General features: G+C 72.5%; 21 protein-coding genes. 17 read left to right on the forward strand and 4 right to left on the reverse strand.

Annotated features, from left to right (window positions below):
- Nucleotides 1-490 (reverse strand): hypothetical protein (locus ACWDS7_RS29095; protein ID WP_451931853.1); only part of this gene is annotated, 490 nt, incomplete at its 3' end.
- A gap of 238 nt (nt 491-728) precedes the next feature.
- Between ACWDS7_RS29095 and ACWDS7_RS29100 the strand changes: the two genes are divergently transcribed.
- The gene (locus ACWDS7_RS29100; RefSeq protein WP_306868679.1) at nt 729-1280 is read left to right on the forward strand and encodes an HIT family protein; all 552 of its coding nucleotides are present in this window, start codon (nt 729-731) and stop codon (nt 1278-1280) included.
- On the opposite strand, the gene ACWDS7_RS29105 is transcribed toward ACWDS7_RS29100, so the two are convergent.
- From ACWDS7_RS29105 to ACWDS7_RS29115, 3 genes are all read right to left on the reverse strand, one after another.
- Entirely contained in the window at nt 1223-3340 is a 2118-nt protein-coding gene (locus tag ACWDS7_RS29105) for a hypothetical protein (protein ID WP_451931854.1), read from the reverse strand. The two genes, ACWDS7_RS29100 and ACWDS7_RS29105, sit on opposite strands and share 58 nt — an antisense overlap.
- Nucleotides 3341-3459: 119 nt before the next feature.
- Complete coding sequence (locus tag ACWDS7_RS29110; RefSeq protein ID WP_451931855.1) at nt 3460-5058, reverse strand: glycoside hydrolase family 10 protein; 1599 nt, start codon at nt 5056-5058, stop codon at nt 3460-3462.
- Between the two features lie 129 nt (nt 5059-5187).
- The gene (locus ACWDS7_RS29115; RefSeq protein ID WP_451931856.1) at nt 5188-7320 is read right to left on the reverse strand and encodes an elongation factor G-like protein EF-G2; all 2133 of its coding nucleotides are present in this window, start codon (nt 7318-7320) and stop codon (nt 5188-5190) included.
- Between the two features lie 196 nt (nt 7321-7516).
- Between ACWDS7_RS29115 and pgsA the strand changes: the two genes are divergently transcribed.
- The 16 genes from pgsA to ruvB all read left to right on the forward strand — a co-directional run.
- The gene (gene pgsA / locus ACWDS7_RS29120; RefSeq protein WP_306868684.1) at nt 7517-8134 is read left to right on the forward strand and encodes a phosphatidylinositol phosphate synthase; all 618 of its coding nucleotides are present in this window, start codon (nt 7517-7519) and stop codon (nt 8132-8134) included.
- An 11-nt stretch (nt 8135-8145) separates the two neighbouring features.
- The gene (locus ACWDS7_RS29125) at nt 8146-9060 is read left to right on the forward strand and encodes a phosphatidylinositol mannoside acyltransferase (RefSeq protein WP_451931857.1); all 915 of its coding nucleotides are present in this window, start codon (nt 8146-8148) and stop codon (nt 9058-9060) included.
- Nucleotides 9061-9209: 149 nt separating this feature from the next.
- Nucleotides 9210-10337: a glycosyltransferase family 4 protein gene (locus tag ACWDS7_RS29130; RefSeq protein WP_451931858.1), complete on the forward strand. Its 1128-nt coding sequence runs from the start codon at nt 9210-9212 to the stop codon at nt 10335-10337.
- Entirely contained in the window at nt 10334-10873 is a 540-nt protein-coding gene (locus ACWDS7_RS29135) for a LemA family protein (protein WP_306868689.1), read from the forward strand. The genes ACWDS7_RS29130 and ACWDS7_RS29135 overlap by 4 nt, the downstream gene beginning before the upstream one ends.
- A gap of 119 nt (nt 10874-10992) precedes the next feature.
- A complete protein-coding gene (locus ACWDS7_RS29140) occupies nt 10993-12006 on the forward strand; it encodes a DUF3048 domain-containing protein (protein WP_306868690.1) in 1014 nt (337 codons plus the stop codon).
- Between the two features lie 212 nt (nt 12007-12218).
- Entirely contained in the window at nt 12219-13133 is a 915-nt protein-coding gene (gene pdxS / locus ACWDS7_RS29145) for a pyridoxal 5'-phosphate synthase lyase subunit PdxS (RefSeq protein ID WP_451931859.1), read from the forward strand.
- Between the two features lie 127 nt (nt 13134-13260).
- Nucleotides 13261-14952 (forward strand): alkaline phosphatase D family protein, encoded by a 1692-nt coding sequence (locus ACWDS7_RS29150; RefSeq protein ID WP_451931860.1) that lies wholly within the window; start codon nt 13261-13263, stop codon nt 14950-14952.
- An 81-nt stretch (nt 14953-15033) separates the two neighbouring features.
- Complete coding sequence (locus tag ACWDS7_RS29155) at nt 15034-15450, forward strand: MarR family winged helix-turn-helix transcriptional regulator (RefSeq protein WP_451931861.1); 417 nt, start codon at nt 15034-15036, stop codon at nt 15448-15450.
- 170 nt (nt 15451-15620) lie between these two features.
- Entirely contained in the window at nt 15621-16829 is a 1209-nt protein-coding gene (locus ACWDS7_RS29160) for an MFS transporter (protein WP_451931862.1), read from the forward strand.
- Nucleotides 16830-16899: 70 nt separating this feature from the next.
- Nucleotides 16900-17490 carry a pyridoxal 5'-phosphate synthase glutaminase subunit PdxT gene (gene pdxT / locus ACWDS7_RS29165; protein WP_306868697.1) on the forward strand — a complete coding sequence of 197 codons (591 nt, stop codon included), beginning with the start codon at nt 16900-16902 and terminating at the stop codon, nt 17488-17490.
- A 3-nt stretch (nt 17491-17493) separates the two neighbouring features.
- Nucleotides 17494-18246, forward strand: coding sequence for a YebC/PmpR family DNA-binding transcriptional regulator (locus ACWDS7_RS29170; RefSeq protein ID WP_306868699.1), 753 nt, complete (start codon nt 17494-17496; stop codon nt 18244-18246).
- A gap of 131 nt (nt 18247-18377) precedes the next feature.
- Nucleotides 18378-19652 carry a cation:proton antiporter gene (locus ACWDS7_RS29175; RefSeq protein WP_451931863.1) on the forward strand — a complete coding sequence of 425 codons (1275 nt, stop codon included), beginning with the start codon at nt 18378-18380 and terminating at the stop codon, nt 19650-19652.
- Nucleotides 19653-19731: 79 nt separating this feature from the next.
- Nucleotides 19732-20889, forward strand: a complete 1158-nt coding sequence (locus ACWDS7_RS29180) for a GNAT family N-acetyltransferase (protein ID WP_451931864.1) — start codon at nt 19732-19734, stop codon at nt 20887-20889.
- Nucleotides 20890-20991: 102 nt separating this feature from the next.
- On the forward strand, nt 20992-21579 hold the full coding sequence (gene ruvC / locus ACWDS7_RS29185) for a crossover junction endodeoxyribonuclease RuvC (protein WP_306875643.1): 588 nt from the start codon (nt 20992-20994) through the stop codon (nt 21577-21579).
- Nucleotides 21576-22196 carry a Holliday junction branch migration protein RuvA gene (gene ruvA, locus ACWDS7_RS29190; protein WP_306868705.1) on the forward strand — a complete coding sequence of 207 codons (621 nt, stop codon included), beginning with the start codon at nt 21576-21578 and terminating at the stop codon, nt 22194-22196. Before ruvC ends, ruvA begins: the two co-directional genes overlap by 4 nt.
- A 304-nt stretch (nt 22197-22500) precedes the next feature.
- Nucleotides 22501-23296: Holliday junction branch migration DNA helicase RuvB (gene ruvB, locus ACWDS7_RS29195; protein ID WP_451931865.1), on the forward strand; the 796-nt coding region annotated here is incomplete at its 3' end.

The following is a 23296-nucleotide window of genomic DNA, read 5'->3' on the forward strand; positions in this document are numbered from 1 at the left end:
CGTGCAGCGTGTCCGATGACAGGTCCCCGGAGCACGGTCCGGCACCGTCCGGGGAGCCCCGGAGCGCGGCCGGAGAGGGCCGGAGCGCATCCGGGTGGGCACTCACGCCCGGGGTGCCGCGCCTGGCCCGGGCACCGGCGCGCCCGCGCACCGGCTCCACCGCGTCGGGCAGGGCCGTGCCCAGGCCGACGACGCCGGCCACCTCGAGGGCGGCGAGGGCGGCGACCTTCTCCACGACCTCGTCGGCCACCTTGATCCGCCCCTTGACCACGGCCGCGGCGACCGGCTCGGCCACGGCGACCGGCTTGGTGACCGGCTCGGCCACGGCGACCGGCTCAGTGACCGGCTCGACGACCGGCTCGGGGTCGGGAAGCGGGGGGACGGAGGAGATGGGGGGCGTGGACAGGCTCAGCGAGAACGGGCGGACGGTGGTCGTCTCAGCGGGAGAGTCGGTCTCCTCGGTGATGTCCTCGATGGAGACGTCGGTCATGGGGTGCTCCTCGGCTGTTGATGGTCACGCTCGCTGGGATTCTGCCGGAAATCCGCACCATTTGTCGGCTGAGGCCAATTAGAGGGCGTTATGGGGGGTCATGCGGCGGACGGCGGCCGGCCGTCCCGGGCGCCGCCCCCCGGCCCGGGCACCCCGCGCCGGACGGCCCGGTGGGGCCGCGCGCCCGCGGCGGGAGGCGCCAGAGCGGACGGATCCGCGTGGCAATATGCTGATCGCCATGAACGAAGAGCCAGCGGCGCAGCACGGGGCAGGGACGCCGGACGCGTTCGAAAGACTCTGGACTCCTCATCGGATGGCCTACATCAAGGGGACGAACAAGCCGACCGGCCCGGGGCCGGGCGACGGCTGCCCGTTCTGCGAGATCCCCAAGCTGAGTGACGAGGAGGGGCTGATCATCGCCCGCGGCGGCTCGGTCTTCGCGGTGCTCAACCTCTACCCGTACAACTCCGGCCACCTGATGGTCTGCCCCTACCGGCACGTCGCGGACTACGCCGACCTCGACGACGGCGAGACCGCCGAGCTCGCCGACTTCACCAAGCGGGCGCTGGCCGCCCTGCGCAAGGCCAGCGGCGCGCAGGGCTTCAACGTGGGCATGAACCTCGGCGGCGTGGCGGGCGCGGGCATCGCCGCCCACCTGCACCAGCACGTGGTGCCCCGCTGGGGCGGGGACACCAACTTCATGCCGGTGGTCGGCCACACCAAGGTGCTGCCTCAGCTGCTCCGCGACACCAGGGAGCTGCTGGCCGACTCCTGGCCCGCCTCGCCGTAGCCCACCGTGCCGTCGCGCAGGGCCTTGAGGCCCACCGACAGCATGAGCGGCACGCCCAGGGCCAGCGCCATCGACAGCACGGCCGCGCCCGAGTCGTTGACCAGCATCCCCACCACCCCGCTGACCAGGGTGCCGATCAGGCCGGCCTGCAGGGCGGGGGAGTGGGCGAACGCGGCGGGCAGCACCCCGGCGCTGGCCGCCCCGGGCCGCAGCAGCGCGTAGACCAGGAACGCGACCGCGGCGATCACGATCGGCATCAGGTTGGGGCTGAGCAACGTCCCCAGCATCGCGCCCAGCTTACGGCCGATGACTTCCATCGCCTCGCCGGTGAACACCTGGCCGACGAAACGGCCCAGGTGCGTCTGGGAGCCGGGCGGACGCCGGTAGTCGAGGTAGGCGATGGCCATCACGGTGACGCCGCCCACCACGCAGAACGCGCCCAGCTTGACGATCGAGACCCGCCTGCCCGCGATCAGCAGCGCGGTCACCGCGATGCCGGGCACGAAGGCGATCACGCCGCCGAAGTCGCTGCCCACCCCCGGCCAGCCGCCCAGGATCATCGCCGAGCAGCCCATCACCGTCACGACGGCGACCGCCAGTGCCCTGCGGCCCCGGCCCGCCGGCCGGTGCGCGATCGTGGTGGCCAGCAGCAGCACCGAGGTGGCGAAGAGGGCGAAGGGGATGTTGCCCAGGCCGTAGTAGCGCGCGCCGACCACTGCGGTGTAGCCCATCACGCTGTTGAGCTGCAGGGTCGTCCCCGTCAGCAGGTCACCGGCGAGCACCGCCGCGGTGACCCCCGCCACGACGGCCAGCGGCCCGAGCGGGCGGCGCCGCCAGGGGCCGGCCAGGGCCAGCGCGGCCAGCGCGAGCGCCAGGACGACGATCCCGCCGACCAGGGCGGCCACCGGCGCCCCGCCGCGGTGCCAGGGGGTGAGGTTGACCAGGTAGGTCGACACGGGCACGGACGCGAGCGCCAGCGCGGCCACCCGGATCCCGCCGAGCCCCCGCCTGCGGCGCATCAGCAGGAACGCGGTCAGGTAGAAGACGACCTGGAGCACCGCGACGGTGGTGAAGAAGATCCCGCCCACCCGCCTGACCGTCTGCCCGGCCACGTCGGCGTCGACCAGCCCGGCCTTGGCCGCCTCCGTGCCGGCGGTCCGGTCCCCGCCCGCCTGCCAGGGCGCGCCGACCACGGAGGGCGGCGTGGGGATGCCCGCCGCCGCGAGCATCGTGGCGGTGATGTCCGGCAGGATCGTGATGTCCGCGCGGTGCGTGGAGGCAGCCCCCAGGGACCGGCCCGAGGCGTCGGCGGCGCGCATCATGGCCACCCGCAGGTGCGGCACCGGCCCGTGATCGGCCAGTCCCGCCAGCAGCACGGTGGTGTCCCCGGGCAGCGCGTCCAGCACCGCCCCGGCCTTGGCGTCGGCCAGCCGCAGCGCGTCCGCCCGCTGCCCGGGGGTGAGCGCCTCCTCGGCCTCGGGCAGCCGCCCGCCGGCCACGTACGGAGTGATCAGGTCGTCGACGTCCACGGCGATCACCCGGCACTCGGTGAGCGCGCCCGGAGCGATCTGCGCGGGGGAGGGGGCGTAGCGGTCCACCTTCCCCGCCCGGTCGGCCAGCGCCAGCGCGGCGCCGGGGCCGACCGCGAGCGTGCACTGCCCGGCGGCGTGCACCGCCTCGCCGAGCGTCCCGGCGTTCTTCTGCCGGGCGACCTCGTGCAGGTAGGCGTAGCCGGGGATGACCGCGCCGGCCGTGCCGGGGTCGGGCGCCGGCGGGAGCCCGCAGCCGTAGCCGACCGCGGACCTGGTCCCGGCCGACACCGTCAGCCACCCGTCATAGGGGCAGGTCACCCGGCCGACCGCGCGGACCGACAGCGAGCCGAGCGCGCTCTGGCCGGCCAGCCGCCACAGGTTGGGGGTGCCCTCGGGGCTGAGGTCGCTCCACTGCAGGCCGGGGACGCCGATCAGCGCCACCCGCCCGCCCGCGGATGCGTCGGCCTGCGCCGCCGCCGGCCAGAACACACTCAGGACCAGCGCAAACGCGGCAAGCGTCCGCCTCACCGGTGACCTCCCCAGACCTCGCCCAAATGCTGGCACCGTAGGGGAACATTGTCCCTCCGTCCAGCGGATCCGATGATCGGCCCGGTGCCGGGCGCGCCGGGGCCCGGCGCCGGCTCACCTCAGGGGGCGGCCTTGACCGGCGCGCTCTCGTTGTGCAGGCGGTCGAGGGAGGTGACGAGATAGGCGCCGCCGCCCGCGGCGGCGAAGGTCTGGCGCTCGCCGCCCGCCGCGGGCACGACCGCCACCAGGTTGCGGGCGTCGGCGGTGGCGCACTCGCCGACCTTGCCGGAGGGGATCTGGTAGACCGCGTAGGAGCGGGCCCCGGCGGAGGACTTCCAGCTGAGCTCGGTGCCCTGGAGCCTCACCTCGGCGGGCTGGGCGGGGGCCTGGCCGCCGAGGTCCTTCATCAGGGGCAGCAGCGCCGGGTGGGAGTAGTGGCTCTTGACGATCCGGTCCAGCACGCCCAGCGGGTTGGTCAGCAGTTGCTTGGCGTTGAAGTAGATGTCGCCCTCGACCTGCTTGTGCTTGCGGTTCTGCGTGAGGTGGGAGGGCAGCTCGCCGGGGTCGGTCCAGGCGGGGGTGTCGGTGCTGCCCACCCGGTAGAGGGCCTGGCCGATGTAGAGCTGCACGCCGGTGCCCTTGACCTCCTTGGCCCACCACGGCATCAGCACGTCGTAGTCGGCGGCCTTGAACCCGCGCGGCCAGTAGAGCTGCGGCGCCACGTAGTCGACGGTGCCCTTGCGGATCCAGTGCCGGGCGTCGGCGTAGATGGCGTCGTAGGCGGACATGCCGCCGGTGGCCGAGCCGGTGGGGTCCTCGGACTTGTTGCGCCAGATCCCGAACGGGCTGATGCCGAACTTCACGTACTGCTTGGTCTCGTGCACGGCCTTGTCGACCTGGGCGATCAGCTTGTTGACGTTGCCGCGCCGCCAGTCGGCCAGGCTCTCGCCCTTGCCGTACTTGCGGTAGGCGGCGCCGTCGGCGAACTGCGCGCTCCCGGCCGGGTAGGGGTAGAAGTAGTCGTCGAAGTGGACGCCGTCGACGTCGTAGCGCTGGACGACGTCCTTGACGACCGCGGTGACGTGGTCGCGGACCGCGGGCAGGCCCGGGTTGTAGTAGACCAGGCCCGCGTGCTTGACGATCCAGTCGGGGTGGACGCGGGCCGGGTGGTTGGCCGGGAGCTTTTTCACCTCGCCGTCGTAGGAGGCGCGGTAGGGGTTGAACCAGGCGTGGAACTCCAGCCCGCGCTTGTGGGCCTCGGCGGCCAGGAAGGGCAGCGGGTCCCAGCCGGGGTCCTTGCCGGCCCGCCCGGTCAGATACTGCGACCAGGGCTCCAGCGCCGACTTGTAGACGGCGTCGGAGGCCGGGCGGACCTGGACGAACACCGCGTTGAGCCGGCGCTTGACCGCACTGTCGAGGATCCTGGTGTATTCGGCCTGCTGCTTGGCGACGGACAGGCCGGTCCGCGAGGGCCAGTCGATGTTCTTGACCGTGGCGATCCAGACGCCGCGCAGCTGCCGCTTGGGATAGGCCGCCCTGGGCTTGCACGACGCGGGCGCGGTGGTCGCGGCCCGGTCGGAGGGCGTGGCGGTCGCGGCGGGCACGCGCTTGTGGGCCGTGGGCTTGGTCACCGCGGCGTCCGGGCCGAAGGCGTAGGCGGCGCCGGTGGTGGCGACGGCGAGGACGGCGGCGGCGAGCAAAGGGCGTCCGGTTCGCATGGTTCCTCAGTGTGGCATCGGGACCGTGGTGCTTCGGCCGGAAAAAAGAAATCGTTTCGTGACGTCACCGTTACTTGGGTAACTTTTTGGGAGGCGTGATCCGGACGGTTCACGCCTCCCGACGGACGATCAACCGGCGACCTTGTCCACCAGATGGGGCGGGAGCGGTTCATAACGCAGGAAGGTGCGCTGGAAGGTCCCCGTGCCGTGTGACATCGATCTCAGGTCGATGGCGTAGCGGGTGATCTCCAGCTCGGGCACCTCGGCCCGGACGAGGGTGCGGCCGACGCCGACCTGCTCGGTGCCCAGGACCCGGCCCCGGCGCGACGACAGGTCGGACATCACTGCGCCGACGTGGTCGTCGGAGACCAGCACGGCCACCTCGTCGACCGGCTCCAGCAGCAGGGTCGGCACCTTCGCCGCGGCCTCCTTCAGCGCGAGCGCCCCGGCGATCTGGAAGGCCATGTCGGATGAGTCGACCGAGTGGGCCTTGCCGTCGTACAGCGTCACCCGCACGTCCACCATGGGGTATCCGGCCACCACGCCGCGCTGCATCTGGGTGCGCACGCCCTTCTCCACCGAGGGGATGAACTGGCGCGGCACCACACCGCCGACGATCTTGTCCACGAACTCGAAGCCTCCGCCCGAGGGCAGCGGCTCGACCTCCAGGTGGCAGATGGCGTACTGCCCGTGGCCGCCGGTCTGCTTGACGTTGCGTCCCAGGGCCTGGCAGCGGCCGCCGAAGGTCTCCCGGAGCGGGACCCGCAGGTCGACCTTCTCCACCTCGACGCCGTGCCGCTTGCTCAGCCGGTCCAGCAGGACGTCGGCGTGGGCCTCGCCCATGCACCACAGCACGAGCTGCCGGGTCTCGGCGTTGTTCTCCAGCCGGAGCGTGGGGTCCTCGGCGACCAGCCGCTGCAGGGCCAGGCCCAGCTTGTCGTCGTCGGCCTTGGACCTGGCCTGGATCGCCACCGGCAGCAGCGGATCGGGCATCGTCCAGGAGGTCATCAGCAGCGGCCGGTCCTTGTCGGAGAGGGTGTCGCCGGTCTCCGCGCGCGACAGCTTGGCCACCGCGACGATGTCGCCGGCCACGCATTTGGCGGTCGTCCGCTGGAGCTTGCCCAGGGGGGAGGACAGCGCGCCGATGCGCTCGTCCACGTCGTGGTCCTCGTGACCGCGGTCGGCCATCCCGTGCCCCGAGACGTGCACGGTCATGTCGGGGCGCAGCGTCCCGGAGAACACCCGCACCAGGCTGATCCGGCCCACGTAGGGGTCGCTGGTGGTCTTGACCACCTCGGCGACGAGCGGTCCGTCGGGGTCGCAGGTGATGCCGGTGACCGGCTCGCCGTCGATCGAGGTGATCTCCGGCAGCGGGTGCTCCAGAGGAGAGGGGAATCCCTGGGTGATGAGTTCGAGGACCTCCGTCGCGCCCACCCCGGCCCCGGTGGCCAGCACCGGGTAGAAGCCGCCGCGCGCGACCGCCTTCTCCAGGTCGTCGATGAGGACCTTGGTGTCGATGTCCTCCCCGGAGAGGTAACGGTCCATCAGGGACTCGTCCTCGCTCTCCTGGATGATCCCCTCGATCAGGGCGCCGCGGTACTGCTCGATCTGGTCCTGGTAGGAGGGCCCAGGGGCGTTCTCGCTGCGGGAGCCGGTGGCGTAGTTGTAGAACTTCTGGGTCAGCAGCCCGATCAGGCCGTTCATCCGGCCGTTGGTGACCACCGGGAGATACAGCGGGGCCACGCCCTCGCCGAAGAGGTCCTGGCAGGCGGCGAGGGCCTCCTCGAAGTCGGCTCTCTGGTGGTCGATCTTCGTGATCACGACCGCCCGCGGCATCCCGACGGTCGCGCACTCCTCCCACAGCATCCGGGTCAGGCCGTCCACGCCCTCGGACGCCGAGACCACGAACAGCGCCGCGTCGGCCGCGCGCAGCCCGGCGCGCAGGTCGCCGACGAAGTCGGCGTAGCCGGGGGTGTCGAGCAGGTTGATCTTGATGTCGTTGTGGACCAGCGGGGCCACGGTCAGGTTCACCGAGCGCTGCTGGCGCACCTCCACCTCGTCGAAGTCGCTGACGGTGCTGCCGTCCTCGACCCGGCCGGGCCGCTGGACGGTCCGGGTGGCGGCCAGGAGCGCCTCCACCAGAGTCGTCTTCCCCGCACCGGAATGGCCGACCAGCACGACGTTCCTCACCATGTCCGGCCGGTCGGCCGCAGGCGCCCTCCCCGCGGCTCCCGCTGCCCCGCCGGTTGCCTTCTCTGCCACGTCGCCTCCCGCGTCGTTGCCGGAGCGCGGCCAGGTGCGGCCACACCCTCGGGTCCGCTGCCGCGTCCATACACCGCAAGGACGCGGTCTGTTCACCAAATACCCATGTGGCGGATATCACAAGAGGTCCGGGCCGATCCGCCTGCGGGGCGTTGGATACGCGCCCACATGCCGTTTGGCCTACGATCGGAGCGCGATGCTGAAACTTCTGCGCCCCGCCGTCACCCGAGTTCTGACCCCCCTGGGCAGGGCGCTTGCCCGCCGGGGGATCAGCCCCAACGTGGTCACCACGGTCGGCACGCTCGGCACCGTCGCCGCGGCCCTCTTCTTCTACCCCCGAGGAGACTTGTTCCCCGGCACGCTTGTGATCACGTTTTTCGTGCTGGCCGACCTTCTCGACGGGGTGATGGCCAGGATGACGGGGCCCGGCAGCGTCTGGGGCGCCTTTCTCGACTCCACCCTCGACCGGGTGGGCGACGCCGGGATCTTCTCGGGACTGGCGATCTGGCTCACGGTGAGCGGCCAGTGGGTGCTGGCGGGGGTGGCACTGTTCTGCCTGGTCACCGGGGCGCTGGTGTCCTATGTCAAGGCCAGGGCCGAGGGCCTGGGCATGACGTGCGACGTCGGCATCGCCGAACGGCCCGAGCGCCTGGTCGTCGGGCTGGTCGCCACCGGCATCGCGGGTCTCGGCGTGCCCTACATCCTGGCGGCGGGGCTCTGGCTGCTCGCCGTCGCCAGCGCGGTCACCGTCGCCCAGCGCCTGCTGCACGTCCGCCGCCAGGCCGTCTCCGTCCCGCCCCAGACCCTCCGCTGATCGGGAGAGCGATGACCGACAAGCCGTCCCTGCAGGATCGTCTCGTCGCGGCCGGGTTCGGCGCCGGCTGGACGCTCGTGCCCCGCCTCCCCGAACGCCTCACCGCCTGGGCCTTCCGCGAGGCCGCCGACCGGCTGTGGAAGCGCCGCGGGGGGTCGGTGCTCCGGCTGGAGGCCAACCTCGCCCGGGTCAAGGGCGCCTCGCCGGGCGATCCGGCGATCCGGGAGCTGAGCCGCGAGGGCATGCGCTCCTACTTCCGCTACTTCCACGAGGTGTTCCGGCTGCCCTCCATGTCCGCCGGGGAGATCCTCTCCCGCGTGCACGTCGTCGGCGACGGGCCGGTCTACGACAACCTCGCCAAGGGGCGCGGCGTGATCCTGGCCCTGCCGCACATGGGCAACTGGGACCACGCGGGCGCCTGGTTCGTCGCCAAGGGGCACCCGTTCACCACCGTCGCCGAGCGGCTCAGGCCCGAGTCGCTGTTCCACCGCTACACCGCCTTCCGCGAGGGGCTGGGCATGGAGGTGCTGCCGCTCACCGGCGGGGACGGCCACACCTTCGGCGTCCTGTCGCAGCGGCTGCGGGCCGGCCGGCCGATCGCGCTGCCCGCCGAGCGCGACCTGACCGCCAAGGGGGTCGAGGTGCAGTTCTTCGGCGCGGCCACGCGCATGCCCGCCGGGCCCGGCCTGCTGGCGGTGCACACCGGGGCCGCGCTGATCCCGGTGATCCCCTACTTCGAGGGGCGCGACTGGGGGCTGCACTTCCACGACGAGATCGCGATCCCCGCCGAGGGCACCCGGAAGGAGAAGGCGGCCGCCGTCACGCAGGATCTGGCCACCGTCTTCGAGAAGGGCATCGCCGAGCGCCCCCAGGACTGGCACATGCTCCAGCGGCTCTGGCTCGAGGATCTGGAGCCGCGCGGATGAGGCGCGGGCGGGCCCCGCGAGACATGCGCGAAGACCCGCGAGACATGCGCGAAGAATGGTGAGGGGACGATGCGGCGCGACCGGGCCCGGCGCGGCGAGCGCGGCGGAGCACGCCCTCGGCGGAGCGGGCGAGGGGTGGTGAGGGAGCGATGAGGATCGGCATCGTCTGTCCCTACATGTGGGACGTTCCGGGCGGCGTGCAGGTGCACATCCGCGACCTCGCCGAGGCTCTGATGGAGGACGGTCACCAGGTCCAGGTGATCGCGCCGGCCGGCGACGACGCGTCGCTGCCCTCCTACGTGACCTCGGTGGGCCGCGCGGTCCCCGTCCCCTTCAACGGGTCGGTGGCCAGGATGTCGTTCGGGTTCCTGTCGGCCAACCGAGTACGCCGCTGGGTGCGGGAGGGCCGTTTCGACGTGCTCCACGTCCACGAGCCGTTCATCCCCTCGGTGGGGCTGCTGGCCTGCTGGGTGGCCAGGGGGCCGATCGTGGGCACCTTCCACGCCTCCTACGGGCGCTCCCGGGCCTTCTCGGTCGCGTCCCCGGTGATCACGAGCGCGCTGGAGAAGATCACCGCCCGGATCGCCGTGTCCGACGCGGCCAGGAAGACCCTGGTGGAGTTCATCGGCGGTGACGCCGTGCTCATCCCCAACGGGGTGACGGTCGGCCGCTACAGCGAGGCCGAGCCGCTGCCCGGCTGGGACACCGGGGAGGTGATCGGCTTCCTCGGCCGGATGGACGAGCCCCGCAAGGGCCTGCCGGTGCTGCTGGAGGCGTTCAGCCTGCTGGCGGCCGAGCGGCCCGGGCTGCGCCTGCTCATCGCCGGGCCCGGCGACGAGCAGGAGGTGCTGGGACGGGTCCCGGCCCGCTTCCACGACCGGATCGGCCTGCTCGGCATGGTCAGCGAGGAGGACAAGGTCCGCGCCTACCACTCGGTGGACGTCTTCTGCGCGCCCAACCTGGGCGGGGAGAGCTTCGGCATCGTGCTCACCGAGGCGATGTCGGCCGGCGCCGCGATCCTGGCCAGCGACATCCCGGCCTTCCGCAAGGTTCTCGACGACGGCCAGGCCGGGGCGCTGTTCGAGACCGGCGACGCCGGCTCGCTCGCCCGCGAGGCCGCCGCGCTGCTCGACGACCCCGGACGCCGGGCCAAGCTGTCGCAGGAGGCCCGCCAGGCCGTCCGGAAATACGACTGGTCCACGGTCGCCCGCGACGTCCTGCGTGTCTACGAGACCGTGGCCAGCACGGCCGGGGTGGAGGAGGACGACGCGCCGTGACCGCGACGCTGATCCTGCTGGTGGGCGCGCTCGTGCTGCTCACCGCCGTCTACATCTCCTGGCGGGCGGGCCGGCTGGACCGGCTCCACATCCGGCTGGAGCTGGCCCGCGAGACCCTGGACGCCGCCCTGGTGCGGCGGACCGCCGTCTGCCTGGAGCTGGCGGCCTCCCGTGTCCTGGACCCGGCGACGAGCCTGGTGCTGGCCGCGGCGGCCCACGAGGCCCGTACGGCGGGGCCCGAGGAGCGCGAGCACGCCGAGAGCGACCTGTCGCGCACCCTGCGGGCGGTGGCCGACCAGGAGCGTTTCCGCGACCGGCTGGCCGCCACCCCGGCCGGCCCCGACCTGCTGGAGGAGCTCGGCGCCGCGGTGGCCAAGGTGCTCTACTCGCGCCGTTTCTACAACAACGCGGTCGGCGTGACCCGCACCGCCCAGCGCCGCTGGCTGGCCCGCACCCTGCGGCTGGCCGGGCACACGGAGTATCCGGACTTCTTCGAGATCGACGACGCGCCCCCGCAGTCCCTCGCCGCCGAATAGGGTGCGTAACGGGGCCAGGTGTCCGGCAGGTGAATAGGACGCACACAAAGTGGGGTATCCGGCAAGTCGGGCAGAGGTAAGCTCTTGGGCGTTTCAGGGCCGATTTGAGGAGATGAGCCGTGCGGGTGCCCCGGATGATCGCCGTCACGCTGGCGGGAGCGGCCGTTCTCGCGCCGGCCGCGGCCTGTTCCTCGGACGAGCCCGCTCCTGGGAAGAACGCGCAGGCGGCCACCGCTCCGCCCGAGGCCGCGACCCCCACCCCGGAGCCGACCCACCCCTTCACGGGCCTGCCCGGAGCGGCCCGCAGGGCGGTGCTCGCGGCGAAGATCGAGAACACCTCGGCCGGCAAGCCGCAGCTCGGGCTCAAGAGCGCCGACATCGTCTACGTCGAGCAGGTCGAGGCGGGTCTGACGCGTCTCATGGCGATCTTCTCCTCGAAGATCCCGCCCAAGATCGGTCCGGTCCGCAGCGCCCGGATCTCCGACCTGCACATCGTGCCGCAGTTCGGCAAGCCGGCCTTCGCCTACTCGGGCGCGCAGACCAAGATGCTCCCCATCATCGCGCAGTCGTCGCTGTTCGACGTCTCCGACAGCAGGGCCCCGGGCGCCTACTTCCGCCAGCCCGGCCGCTACGCCCCCTACAACCTGTTCGCCGACACCAAGCGGCTGCTGGCCCAGGCGCCCAAGGCGAGCAGGGCCAAGGACGTCGGCTTCACCTTCGGCGACGCCCCCGAGGGGGGCGTGCCCAAGAAGGCGTTCAGCGTGAAATACCCGGCCGCCCGCTTCACCTTCGCCTGGTCGGAGCCGGCCGGCAAGTGGCTGATCTGGCAGGACGGCAAGAAGGACATGGCGGCCGAGGGCGGCCAGCTCGGCGCGCCCACCATCGTCGTGCAGTACACCAAGACCGAGCGCTCGGAGTTCCACGACAAGAACCAGAGCTACACGCCCCTGGTGCACAGCACCGGCAAGGGGAGCGCGATCGTGCTCCGCGACGGCCAGGCGTTCAAGGCCAGATGGTCGCGTGAGACGGAGGAGGACGGCACCGTCTTCACCACCGAGGCGGGGGATCCGATGAATTTCGCGCCCGGCCAGGTGTGGGTCGTCCTGGCCGCCCGCCGGCCGGTCATCCCCTGATCTCCCGGCCGCGCCCCGGTCCGGCGGCCCTTCCGGCCGCCGCTTCCCCCTCCGGAACGTCCGAGAAGTCTGTCCAATAGCGGCAAGATGGTGGGTAAATGGGGACAAGATGGCGTGTAAGGGGAAGGTGGATCAGCACCTAACATGGAGGTGTGGTGGCCGCCCTCGCGGGCGGCCCGTGATCCGCAACCAGCCGTCGTGAGGTAGAGACCGTGTCCAGCAGCACGCCCGAAGTCACCGAGACCGCCGTCACCGGAACCGCCCGGGTGAAGCGCGGCATGGCAGAGATGCTCAAGGGCGGCGTCATCATGGACGTCGTCAACGCCGAGCAGGCCAAGATCGCCGAGGACGCCGGTGCCGTCGCCGTCATGGCGCTCGAGCGGGTCCCCGCCGACATCCGCGCCCAGGGCGGCGTCTCCCGGATGAGCGACCCCGACATGATCGACGGCATCATCTCCGCCGTCTCGATCCCGGTCATGGCCAAGGCCCGCATCGGCCACTTCGTCGAGGCCCAGGTGCTCCAGTCGCTCGGCGTCGACTACATCGACGAGTCCGAGGTGCTGACCCCCGCCGACTTCGCCAACCACATCGACAAGTGGCAGTTCACCGTGCCCTTCGTCTGTGGCGCGACCAACCTGGGCGAGGCGCTGCGCCGCATCACCGAGGGCGCGGCGATGATCCGCTCCAAGGGCGAGGCCGGCACCGGCGACGTCTCCAACGCCACCACCCACATGCGCAAGATCCGGGGCGAGCTCAAGCGCCTGTCCTCGCTGCCCGAGGACGAGCTGTTCGTGGCGGCCAAGGAGCTGCAGGCGCCGTACGAGCTGGTGGCCGAGGTCGCCAAGACCGGCAAGCTGCCGGTCGTGCTCTTCACCGCCGGCGGCATCGCCACCCCGGCCGACGCGGCGATGATGATGCAGCTCGGCGCCGAGGGCGTGTTCGTCGGCTCGGGCATCTTCAAGTCCGGCAACCCGGCCCAGCGCGCCGCCGCGATCGTCAAGGCCACCACCTTCTACGACGACCCGGACGTCATCGCCAAGGTCTCCCGCGGCCTGGGCGAGGCCATGGTCGGCATCAACGTCGACGACATCCCGGTCCCGCACCGCCTGGCCGAGCGCGGCTGGTAAGAAATTTCGGGAAAGGCGACATCCGTGAAGGATGTCGCCTTTTCTGTGACCGGAAAAGTTCACTCCGCGGCCATGATCCTTCGCGAGGCTGGCGGGCGTACGCGCCCGATCCCCCTCGGAGGCCCCCATGTCCCGGCTCAGCCGACGTTCCTTCCTTGTCACCGGCATCGCGGCGGGAGCGGTGGCGAGCGTTCCCGCCGTGGCGAACGCCGACCCCGAACCCCCTGCGGAGAGCGCCGCGTCCCTGGCCTCCCGCGGTCTGCACGCCGACCCCTTCACCCTCGGCGTCGCCTCCGGGGACCCCGGCTCCGACGGCTTCGTCATCTGGACGCGGCTGGCGCCCCAGCCGCTCGCCGAGGACGGCCTGGGCGGCATGCCCGGCCGGCCCTTCCCGGTCCAGTGGCAGGTCTACGGTGACGAGGCCGGCAGCCGCGTCCTGCGGCGGGGTGTGGCCCTGGCGACCCCGGAGTGGGGCCACAGCGTCCACGTCGAGCTGGGCGGGCTCGCCTCCGACCGGGAATACTGGTACCGCTTCAAGGTGGGCCCCTACCTGTCGCCGACGGGCCGGGCGAGAACCGCTCCGCACCCGCTGTCCTACGGCTCCGGCCTGGCGATGGCCTTCGTCTCCTGCGCCCAGTACGAGCACGGCCACTTCACCGCCTACCGGCGCCTGGCCGAGGAGCACCCCGACCTGATCCTGCACCTGGGCGACTACCAGTACGAGTACCGGCGCGACACCTACACCATCCCCGGCGGCAACGTCCGCCACCACGAGGGGCCCGAGACCGAGAGCCTGGCCAACTACCGCCAGCGGCACGCCCAGTACAAGGCCGACCCGGACCTGCAGGCCGCGCACGCCGCCGCGTCCTGGCTGGTCGTCTGGGACGACCACGAGCTGGACAACAACTGGGCCGACGAGGTGCCGGAGAAGCCCGAGGTCCCGCAGCCGAACTTCCTCGCCCGGCGCGAGGCGGCCTTCCGGGCCTACTACGAGAACATGCCCCTGCGCCGCGATTCGATCCCCCGGGGCGTCGACATGCAGCTCTACCGGCGGATCCGGTGGGGCAGGCTGGCCACCTTCCACATGCTCGACACCCGGCAGTACCGCAGCGACCAGGGCTGCGGCGACGGCTACAGGGACTGCCCGGCCGCCGTCGACCCCGCGCGCTCGATCACCGGCGACGCGCAGGAGCGCTGGCTGCTGGACGGCTTCCGCCAGTCGCGGGCGCAGTGGGACATCCTCGGCCAGCAGGTCTTCTTCGCCCAGCGCGACAACAACGCCGGGCCGGCCAAGATCACCAGCCAGGACGCCTGGGACGGCTACGTCGCCTCACGGCAGCGGGTCACCCGGGGATGGGTGGACGCCGGGGTGCGCAACCCCGTGGTGCTCACCGGTGACGTGCACGCCCACTGGGCCAGCGACCTCAAGCTCGACTACGACGACCCCACCACGCGCACGGTCGGCTCGGAGCTGGTCGCCTCCTCCATCACCACGGGCGGCGACGGGCGTGACTCCGACCCGAAGACCCATCCGTATCTGACCATCAACCCGCACCTGAAGTTCTACAACAACCAGCGCGGCTACGTGCTGACCCGGATCGGGCGCGAGCAGCTCATCGCGGACTTCAAGGTGCTGCCGCAGGTCACCCGGGCGGGCGCGGCGGCGCACACCAAGGCGACCTTCGTGATCGAGGACCGGGTCCCGGGAGTCCAGCAGACCTACCTGCGCCCGCTCGACCCCTCGGTCAGCCGGATGCCCGAGGTGCCGGCGACCGACCAGATCCAGGAGACCGTGGACTGGGAGACCAAGCGTCCCTGACCGTCCCGGGGCGGCGTCCGGAGAGGGCGCCGCCCCCTCTCCGGAATAATACTTAGCCAGGCTAAGTTAGACTGGCTAACCATGACGACGGACGATCTGGCCCAGAGCCTTTCGAGAGAGCTGCGCCACCTGGTGCTGCTGCTGCGCCGTGTGGCGGCCGGACAGCCTCTCACCAGCCAGCAGTACGCCGTGCTGGGCTCGCTGGAGGGCGGCCCCCGCCGGATGACCGAGCTGGCCGAGGAGCACGGCGTCCAACTGCCCACCATGACCGTGCAGATCAACCGGCTGGAGGAACCGGGCCTGGTGACGCGCGGCGCGGACCCGGCCGACGCCCGGGTCCGCGCGGTCGAGCTCACCGAGGAGGGGCGCGCCCGCCTGGCCGCCGTCCGCCAGGCCCGCATCGCCTACCTGACCGGGCAGCTCGCGGCGCTGACGGCCGAGGAGCGCGCCGCGATCGCCGCCGCGCTCCCGGCCCTGGCCAAGCTCGGCGACGTCTGACCCGGACCCGCGGCCGGCGCCCTCGCCGCCGGCCGCGGACCGCGCGCGGACGGCCCGCGTCACCGAGAGAACCCGCACCACCGGACGGTCCGCGTCACGGAGAAAACCGCACCACCGGACGGTCCGGCGCCCGTGCCCGCCCCGCCCCGCCCGAGAAGGAGTTCACCCCCATGTCCGCACAGAGCGGCGGCAGCATCCTGCGCCAGCCGATGTCCGTCTGGGCCACCGCCTTCGCCGCGGTCGTCGCCTTCATGGGCATCGGCCTGGTCGACCCGATCCTGCCCTCCATCGCCCAGGGCCTGCACGCCGGCCCCAGCCAGGTCTCCCTGCTGTTCACCAGCTACTTCCTGGTCACCGCCGTGGCCATGCTCGTCACCGGGTGGGTCTCCAGCCGGATCGGCGGCAGGTCGACCCTGCTGCTCGGCCTGGCCCTGGTCGTGGTCTTCGCCGCGCTGGCCGGCACCTCCGGCAGCGTCGGCGAGCTGGTCGGCTTCCGCGCCGGCTGGGGGCTGGGCAACGCCCTGTTCGTCGCCACCGCCCTGGCCGTCATCGTCGGCGCGGCCAGCGGCGGCGCCGAATCGGCCATCATCCTCTACGAGGCGGCCCTGGGCCTGGGCATCTCCATGGGCCCGCTGGTCGGCGCCGCCCTCGGCGACTGGAACTGGCGCGCGCCCTTCTTCGGCACCGCCTCCCTCATGGCCGTCGGGTTCGTCCTCATCGCGACCCTGCTGAGGTCCACCCCCAAGCCGGCGGTGAAGACCCGCCTGACCGCCCCGCTCCGGGCGCTGGCCCACGGCGGCCTGTCCACCACCGCCTTCACCGCGTTCTTCTACAACTTCGCCTTCTTCACCATCCTGGCCTTCACCCCGTTCATCCTCGGCATGTCGCCCTACGGCATCGGCGCGGTCTTCTTCGGCTGGGGCGCCTGCGTCGCGCTCTCCTCGGTCTTCGGCGCACCCTTCCTGCAGCGGAGGATCGGCTCGGTCCGGGTGCTCCACCTGTCCCTGGCGGTGCTGGCCGCCCTGCAGGTCTGCATCGCGCTGTCCGGCCACGTCGGGGTCATCGTCTTCGTCGTCCTGTCCGGCATCCCGATCGGCCTGAACAACACGGTGTTCACCGAGGCGGCCATGGAGGTCTCCGACGCGCCGCGTCCCGTCGCCTCCGCCGGCTACAACTTCGTCCGCTGGACGGGCGGGGCGCTGGCGCCGTACGTCGCCACCAAGCTGGGGGAGGACGTCGCCCCCGCCCTGCCGTACTTCCTCGGCGCGCTCTGCTGCCTGGCGGGCATGGCCGTCCTGTACGGCAGGCGCCACCACATGAGGAGCCTGGAGCGGGTGGACGCCGGCCACGCCCTCCAGGAGGCCCCCGCCGCGGCCTGACCCGGTTTGGGGCGATGCGCGGAGTGGCCATACGCTGTGAGGGCATTCCACGCACCTTGAAAGGACCACTGTGACCATCGCCCCGACGATCGGTGTGTTCGCGTTGCAGGGTGACGTGCGCGAGCACGTGCACTCCCTGGAGACGGCGGGCGCGAAGGCGGTAGCCGTACGGCGGCCCGGCGAGCTGGAGGCGGTCGACGCCCTGGTCATCCCCGGCGGGGAGTCCACCACGATGTGGAAGCTCGCCGAGACCTTCGACCTGCTCGAACCGCTCCGGCTGAGGATCAAGGGCGGCATGCCCGCCTACGGCTCCTGCGCCGGCATGATCATGCTGGCCGATCGGATCGAGGGCGGCATCGACGGCCAGCAGACGATCGGCGGTATCGACATGGTGGTCCGCCGCAACGCCTTCGGCCGCCAGGTCGACTCCTTCGAGGCCGACGTCGACTTCGCCGGCCGGGGCCCGTTGCGTGCGGTGTTCATCCGGGCGCCGTGGGTGGAATCCGTCGGTTCCGGGGTCGAAGTGCTGGCCCGGGCCGAAGCTGGGGATAGGATCGTCGCGGTCCGTCAAGGACCGCTGCTCGCCACGTCCTTCCATCCGGAACTTACCGGGGACGTCGGCGTGCATTCATATTTTGTTGAGATGGTGAGGGAGCTCTAGGCGATGTCCGGCCACTCCAAATGGGCGACGACGAAGCACAAGAAGGCCGCGCTCGACTCCAAGCGCGGCAAGCTGTTCGCCAAGCTCATCAAGAACATCGAGGTCGCGGCCCGGACCGGCGGCCCCGACCCGGACGGCAACCCGACGCTGTACGACGCCATCACCAAGGCGCGCAAGAGCTCGGTCCCGATCGACAACATCGAGCGTGCCCGCAAGCGCGGCGGCGGCCTGGAGGCCGGTGGCGCCGACTGGCAGACCATCATGTACGAGGGCTACGCCCCCGGCGGCGTGGCGGTGCTGATCGAGTGTCTGACCGACAACCGCAACCGCGCGGCCTCCGAGGTCCGGGTCGCCCTGACCCGCAACGGCGGCTCCCTGGCCGACCCCGGCTCGGTGTCCTACATGTTCAACCGCAAGGGCGTCGTGCTCGTGCCCAAGGGTGAGCTGTCGGAGGACGACGTGCTGACCGCGGTCCTCGACGCGGGCGCCGAGGAGGTCAACGACCTGGGCGACCAGTTCGAGGTCGTCTCCGAGGCCACCGACCTCGTCCCGGTCCGCAAGGCCCTGCAGGAGGCCGGGATCGACTACGACTCGGCCGAGTCCAGCTTCCTGCCGACGCTGAACGTCCCGCTCGACGAGGACGGCGCGCGCAAGGTCTTCAGGCTGATCGACGCCCTGGAGGACAGCGACGACGTCCAGAACGTCTGGGCCAACTTCGACGTCTCCGACGAGGTGCTGGAGAAGCTCGACGCGTGAGGTCCGGTGCGGCGCCCGTCTCTCCGGGGAGAGGCGGGCGCTCCGCCGTCTGATGCGGATTTCACGTCGTCCGCGACGTCTGTCCCCCAGGGGATGTTTGTCCCCCAAGGGCGGGGCAGATCACGCGGACGATGGGAAACCCTGATCTGATCTTCGCGCTGGCGGGCGCCGGCGCCCTGCTCGCGGCCGTCCTGCCCCGGCTGCTCAACCGCAGGCCCTTCTCGCTGCCGCTGGCCTGCCTGATCGGCGGGGCCCTGCTCTACCTGCTGCCGCTGGAGCTGCCCAGACCCGATCCGGTGGCCCACCGGGCCCTGGTCGAGCACGCCGCCGAGATCTGCGTGCTGATCTCGCTCATGGGCGCCGGGCTCGCGATCAACCGGCCCTTCGGGCCGCGCGGCTGGGCCTCCACCTGGCGCCTGCTGGGGTGGACGCTCCCGCTGACCGTCGTGGCGGTGGCCGCCGTGGCCTCCGCGCTGCTGGGCTGGCCCCCGGCGGCGGCGCTGCTGCTGGGCGCGGTGCTCGCCCCGACCGACCCGGTGCTCGCCTCCGACGTGCAGGTCGGCGAGCCCGTCGACTCGGAGAAGGCCGACGACGAGGTCCGTTTCACCCTCACCTCCGAGGCGGGGCTCAACGACGGCCTCGCCTTCCCCCTGGTGTTCGCCGCCGTCGCGATGACGGCCACCGGGGGCCTCGGCTGGGTCGGCGGCTGGGCGCTGGTCGACCTGCTCTACCGGTGCGGGGCCGGCCTGGTCTGCGGGCTGCTGACCGGCAGGCTGCTGGGCCGGCTCTTCTTCCGCGCCCAGGTCTCCGATCTGCGCCTGGCCGAGCACCGGGACGGCTTCGTCGCGCTGGCCGCGACGTTCCTGGCCTACGGCCTCACCGAGCTGGTGCACGGGTACGGCTTCATCGCGGTGTTCGTGACCGGGTGCACGATCAGGGCCGCCGAGCGCACCCACGGCTACAACGGCGTGCTGCACGGCTTCATCGAGCAGATCGAGCGGCTGCTGACCGCCTGGCTGATCCTGCTGCTCGGCGGTTCCGTGGCGACCGGCGGCCTGGCCGCCCTCACCTGGCAGGGCGCGGCCGTCGGGCTGTCGCTGCTGCTGGTGATCCGGCCGCTGGCCGGCTGGGCCGCCCAGCTCGGCGGCCCGGCGGGCCCGCGCGAGCGCGGCGTGACGGCCTTCTTCGGGATCCGCGGCATCGGCTCGCTGTTCTACCTCGCCTACGCCCTCGGCCAGGCCGACTTCGGCGTGCCCGCCGAGGAGCTCTGGGCGGTGGTCGCCTTCACCGTGCTGGCCTCGCTCGTCCTGCACGGCGTCACGGCGACGCCGGTGATGCGGCGGCTGGACCGCCTGCGCGACAGGGCGGGGGCCGCGGACGCCGAGCCCGCCACGCGTCACCTGTAGGGACCGATACCTGTAGGGACCGATTCACCTGTGGTGACGATTCGCCTTCACTCGCGTCTTCTGCCTAGGTTGGAGCCTTGTGGAACTACGTGATCTGACTGTCGACGATCTCGACGCGGTGCTGGACAACCGCAAGCGCGCCTTCGGGCCCGTCCCCGAGGGCGTGCAGGAGGCCTGGCGGAAGCTGACCGTCCCGGCGCTGGAGGAGGGCAGATACCTCGGCGTCGTCGACGGCGCCCGCCTGGTGGCGACCAGCCGGACCAACGACTTCACCCAGTGGTGGCACGGCAGGCCGATCTCCATGGGCGGCGTCGCCTCGGTGACCGTCGCCCCCGAGGACCGGGGGCGGGGCGTCGGCCGCACCCTGATGCAGGCCACCATTGACCGCTGCGCGGCCCTGGGCCATCCGGTCTCGGCGCTCTACCCGGCCACCACCCACATCTACCGCTCCCTCGGCTGGGAGCACGCCGGCGCCATGCACGTGGCGACCCTGCCCGCCGAGGCGCTGCGCACGATCAGGTCCACCGAGCAGGTCAAGATCCGCCGGATGGGCCCCGGCGACGCCTCCGAGGTGGTCGCGCTCCTCGGCCGCGTCCACGCCGCCACCCGAGCCTCCGGCCCCCTGAGCCGGGGCGAGAACGCCTGGCGCGTGCTGTTGGAGAACAAGGACGACTTCCTCTATCTGGCCGACGACGGCTTCGTGACCTACCACTGGGACGGCGGCGACATCAGGGTCTCCGCTCTCGTCGCGGGCTCGGAGGCCACGGCGCGGGCGCTGTGGTCGCTGGTCGGCACCTCGGCCTCCGTCGCCAAGTCGGTCCGGGCGGCCGTCGCCCCCGACGACCCGGTGTTCTGGCTGATCGGCGACCGTCCCGAGGACCACGTCGCGCAGACCCGCTGGATGTTCCGCGTCGTCGACCTCGTCGCGGCCGTCGCCGGGCGGGGCTTCCCGGCGGGTGTCACCCTCGACGCCGCGGTCCAGGTCGACGACCCCCAGCGCCCCGGCAACTCCGGCCCCTGGCAGCTGTCGGTCTCCGGCGGCTCCGGTACGGCCGAGCCCGCCGCGACCCTGCCGGGATTCACCCCCACCTTCACCGCGGCCGGCTTCTCGGCCCTGTACGCCGGGATCCCGACCGCGACCCTGCGCCGCTCGGGGATCCTCACCGGTCCGGCGGACTCCGACGACGCCCTCGACGCCGCCTTCCACGCCAAGCCGTACATGCTGGACCACTTCTGACGGGCGCCGCCGGGTAGCCGTGCGAGCGGCGCTCCCACGCGGTAGAGTCGGGCACCGAACAGGTGTTCGGCGAGCGGAGGCGTGTCGGTGCGGTTGCCCGAGCTGCGGGTGATGGGGGTCGACCCGGGGCTGACCCGGTGCGGACTCGGGGCGGTCGAGGGACGGCCCGGGGCGCCGCTGAGCCTCGTCAAGGTCGGAGTCGTCCGGACTCCGGCCGACGACGAGATCGGGGCCAGGCTGGTGGCGATCGAGGCGGGCATCGAGCAGTGGCTCGACGAGGTCGAGCCCGACGCGGTGGCCGTGGAGCGGGTCTTCGCCCAGCACAACCTCAGGACCGTGATGGGCACCGCGCAGGCCTCCGCGGTGGCGATCCTGTGCGCCTCCCGCCGGGGGCTGCCGGTGGCGCTGCACACGCCGTCGGAGGTCAAGGCCGCGATCACCGGCAGCGGCACGGCCGACAAGCAGCAGGTGGGGACCATGGTGACCCGGCTGCTGCGGCTGGATGCGATGCCCAAGCCCGCCGACGCCGCCGACGCGCTGGCGCTGGCGATCTGTCACGTGTGGCGGGGCGGGGCACAGAACCGCCTGGCGGAGGCGGTCGCCAGGACCAGGACCGGGCCGGGCACGACCGCCGCCGCCTACTTCCGGGGGCGGGGCCGGGCCGGATATTCGAGAGGAACCACACAGTGATCGCCTCGGTGCGGGGACGGGTGGCCGCGGTCGCGCCTGACGGCGCGGTGGTCGAGGTCGGCGGGGTGGGGATACTGGTCCACTGCACGCCGGGCACGCTGGCGACGCTCCGGGTGGGCGAGGAGGCCCGGCTGGCCACCTCGCTCGTGGTCCGGGAGGAGTCGCTGACGCTGTTCGGCTTCGGCAGTGACGACGAGCGCGGCGTCTTCGAGATGCTGCAGACGGCCAACGGGGTCGGCCCCAAGGTCGCCCTGGCGATGCTGGCCGTGCACACCCCCAACGCGCTCCGGACGGCCGTGGCGAGCGCCGACGTGAAGGCGCTGACCAGGGTCCCCGGCGTCGGCCCCAAGGGGGCCCAGCGGATCATCGTCGACCTCAAGGACAAGCTCGGCACCCCCGAGCAGGCCGTCAACGCCGCGCTCAACGGCGGCGCGTCCGCGCCCGCCTGGCGCGACCAGGTCCACTCCGGTCTGGTCGGCCTCGGCTACTCGGCCAGAGACGCCGACGAGGCCGTCGCCGCCGTCACCTCCCAGGCCGACGCCGAGGTGGCGGAGGGTCGCTCGCCGCAGGTGGCGGCGTTGCTCAAGGCCGCGCTCCGCGCGCTGAGCGTCCGATGAGGGGGGCGCGCCCGATGCGGGCCTCTCGCGGCCGCGGCGGTCCCGGCGAGGCGTGGACCGCCCACGCGGACCGGGTCCGGGCCGGCAGGTCCGGAGCGGCCCGGGGGGCCGGGGTCGGCAGGTCCGGGCCGGTCGGTGCGGGCCGGGACGGCAGGGGCGAGGTCGGCGGGCCGGGAGCGGTCCGTGCGGTCCGACCCTGGGACGGCGGGCCGGAGGCGGGCCGGGTGGCCTGGGATGACACCGGGGATGACAGAGGCGGGGCCGGCGGGCCGGCGACCGCGCGTGCGAGTGAAGGCGGACCGGCGTGAGCTTCGAGCGGGATCTGGTGGCGCCGGACGCCGAAGGGGACGAGCGCCTGATCGAGGCGGCGCTGCGGCCCAAGCGGCTGGATGAGTTCATCGGCCAGGCGCGGGTGCGCGAGCAGCTGTCACTGGTGCTGCAGAGCGCGCTGCGACGTAACCGGCCGCCGGACCACGTGCTGATGAGCGGTGGGCCCGGGCTGGGCAAGACGACCCTCTCCATGATCATCGCGACGGAGCTCTCCGTGCCGCTCCGGATCACCTCCGGGCCCGCGCTGGAGCGGGCGGGCGACCTCGCGGCGATCCTGTCGACCCTCTCGGAGGGAGAGGTCCTCTTCATCGACGAGATCCACCGGATGGCCCGTCCGGCGGAGGAGATGCTCTATCTCGCGATGGAGGACTTCCGCGTCGACATCGTGGTGGGCAAGGGGCCCGGGGCGACCGCGATCCCACTGGAGGTCGCGCCGTTCACCCTGGTCGGGGCCACCACGCGGGCCGGGCTGCTGCCCGCGCCGCTGCGCGACCGGTTCGGGTTCGTCGCGCACATGGACTTCTACGAGGTGGCCGAGCTGGAGCAGGTGCTGCACCGCTCCTCGCGGCTGCTCGGCCTGGAGCTGCCCGGCGACGCGGCGCACGAGATCGCCGGGCGGTCGCGGGGCACGCCCCGCATCGCCAACCGGCTGCTGCGCCGGGTCCGCGACTTCGCCGAGGTGCGCTCCGGCGGGGTGGTCACCAGAGACGTCGCCTCGGCGGCGCTGAACCTCTACGAGGTCGACGCCGAGGGCCTCGACCGGCTCGACC

The sequence above is a fragment of the Streptosporangium sp. NPDC003464 genome (genome assembly GCF_053588315.1).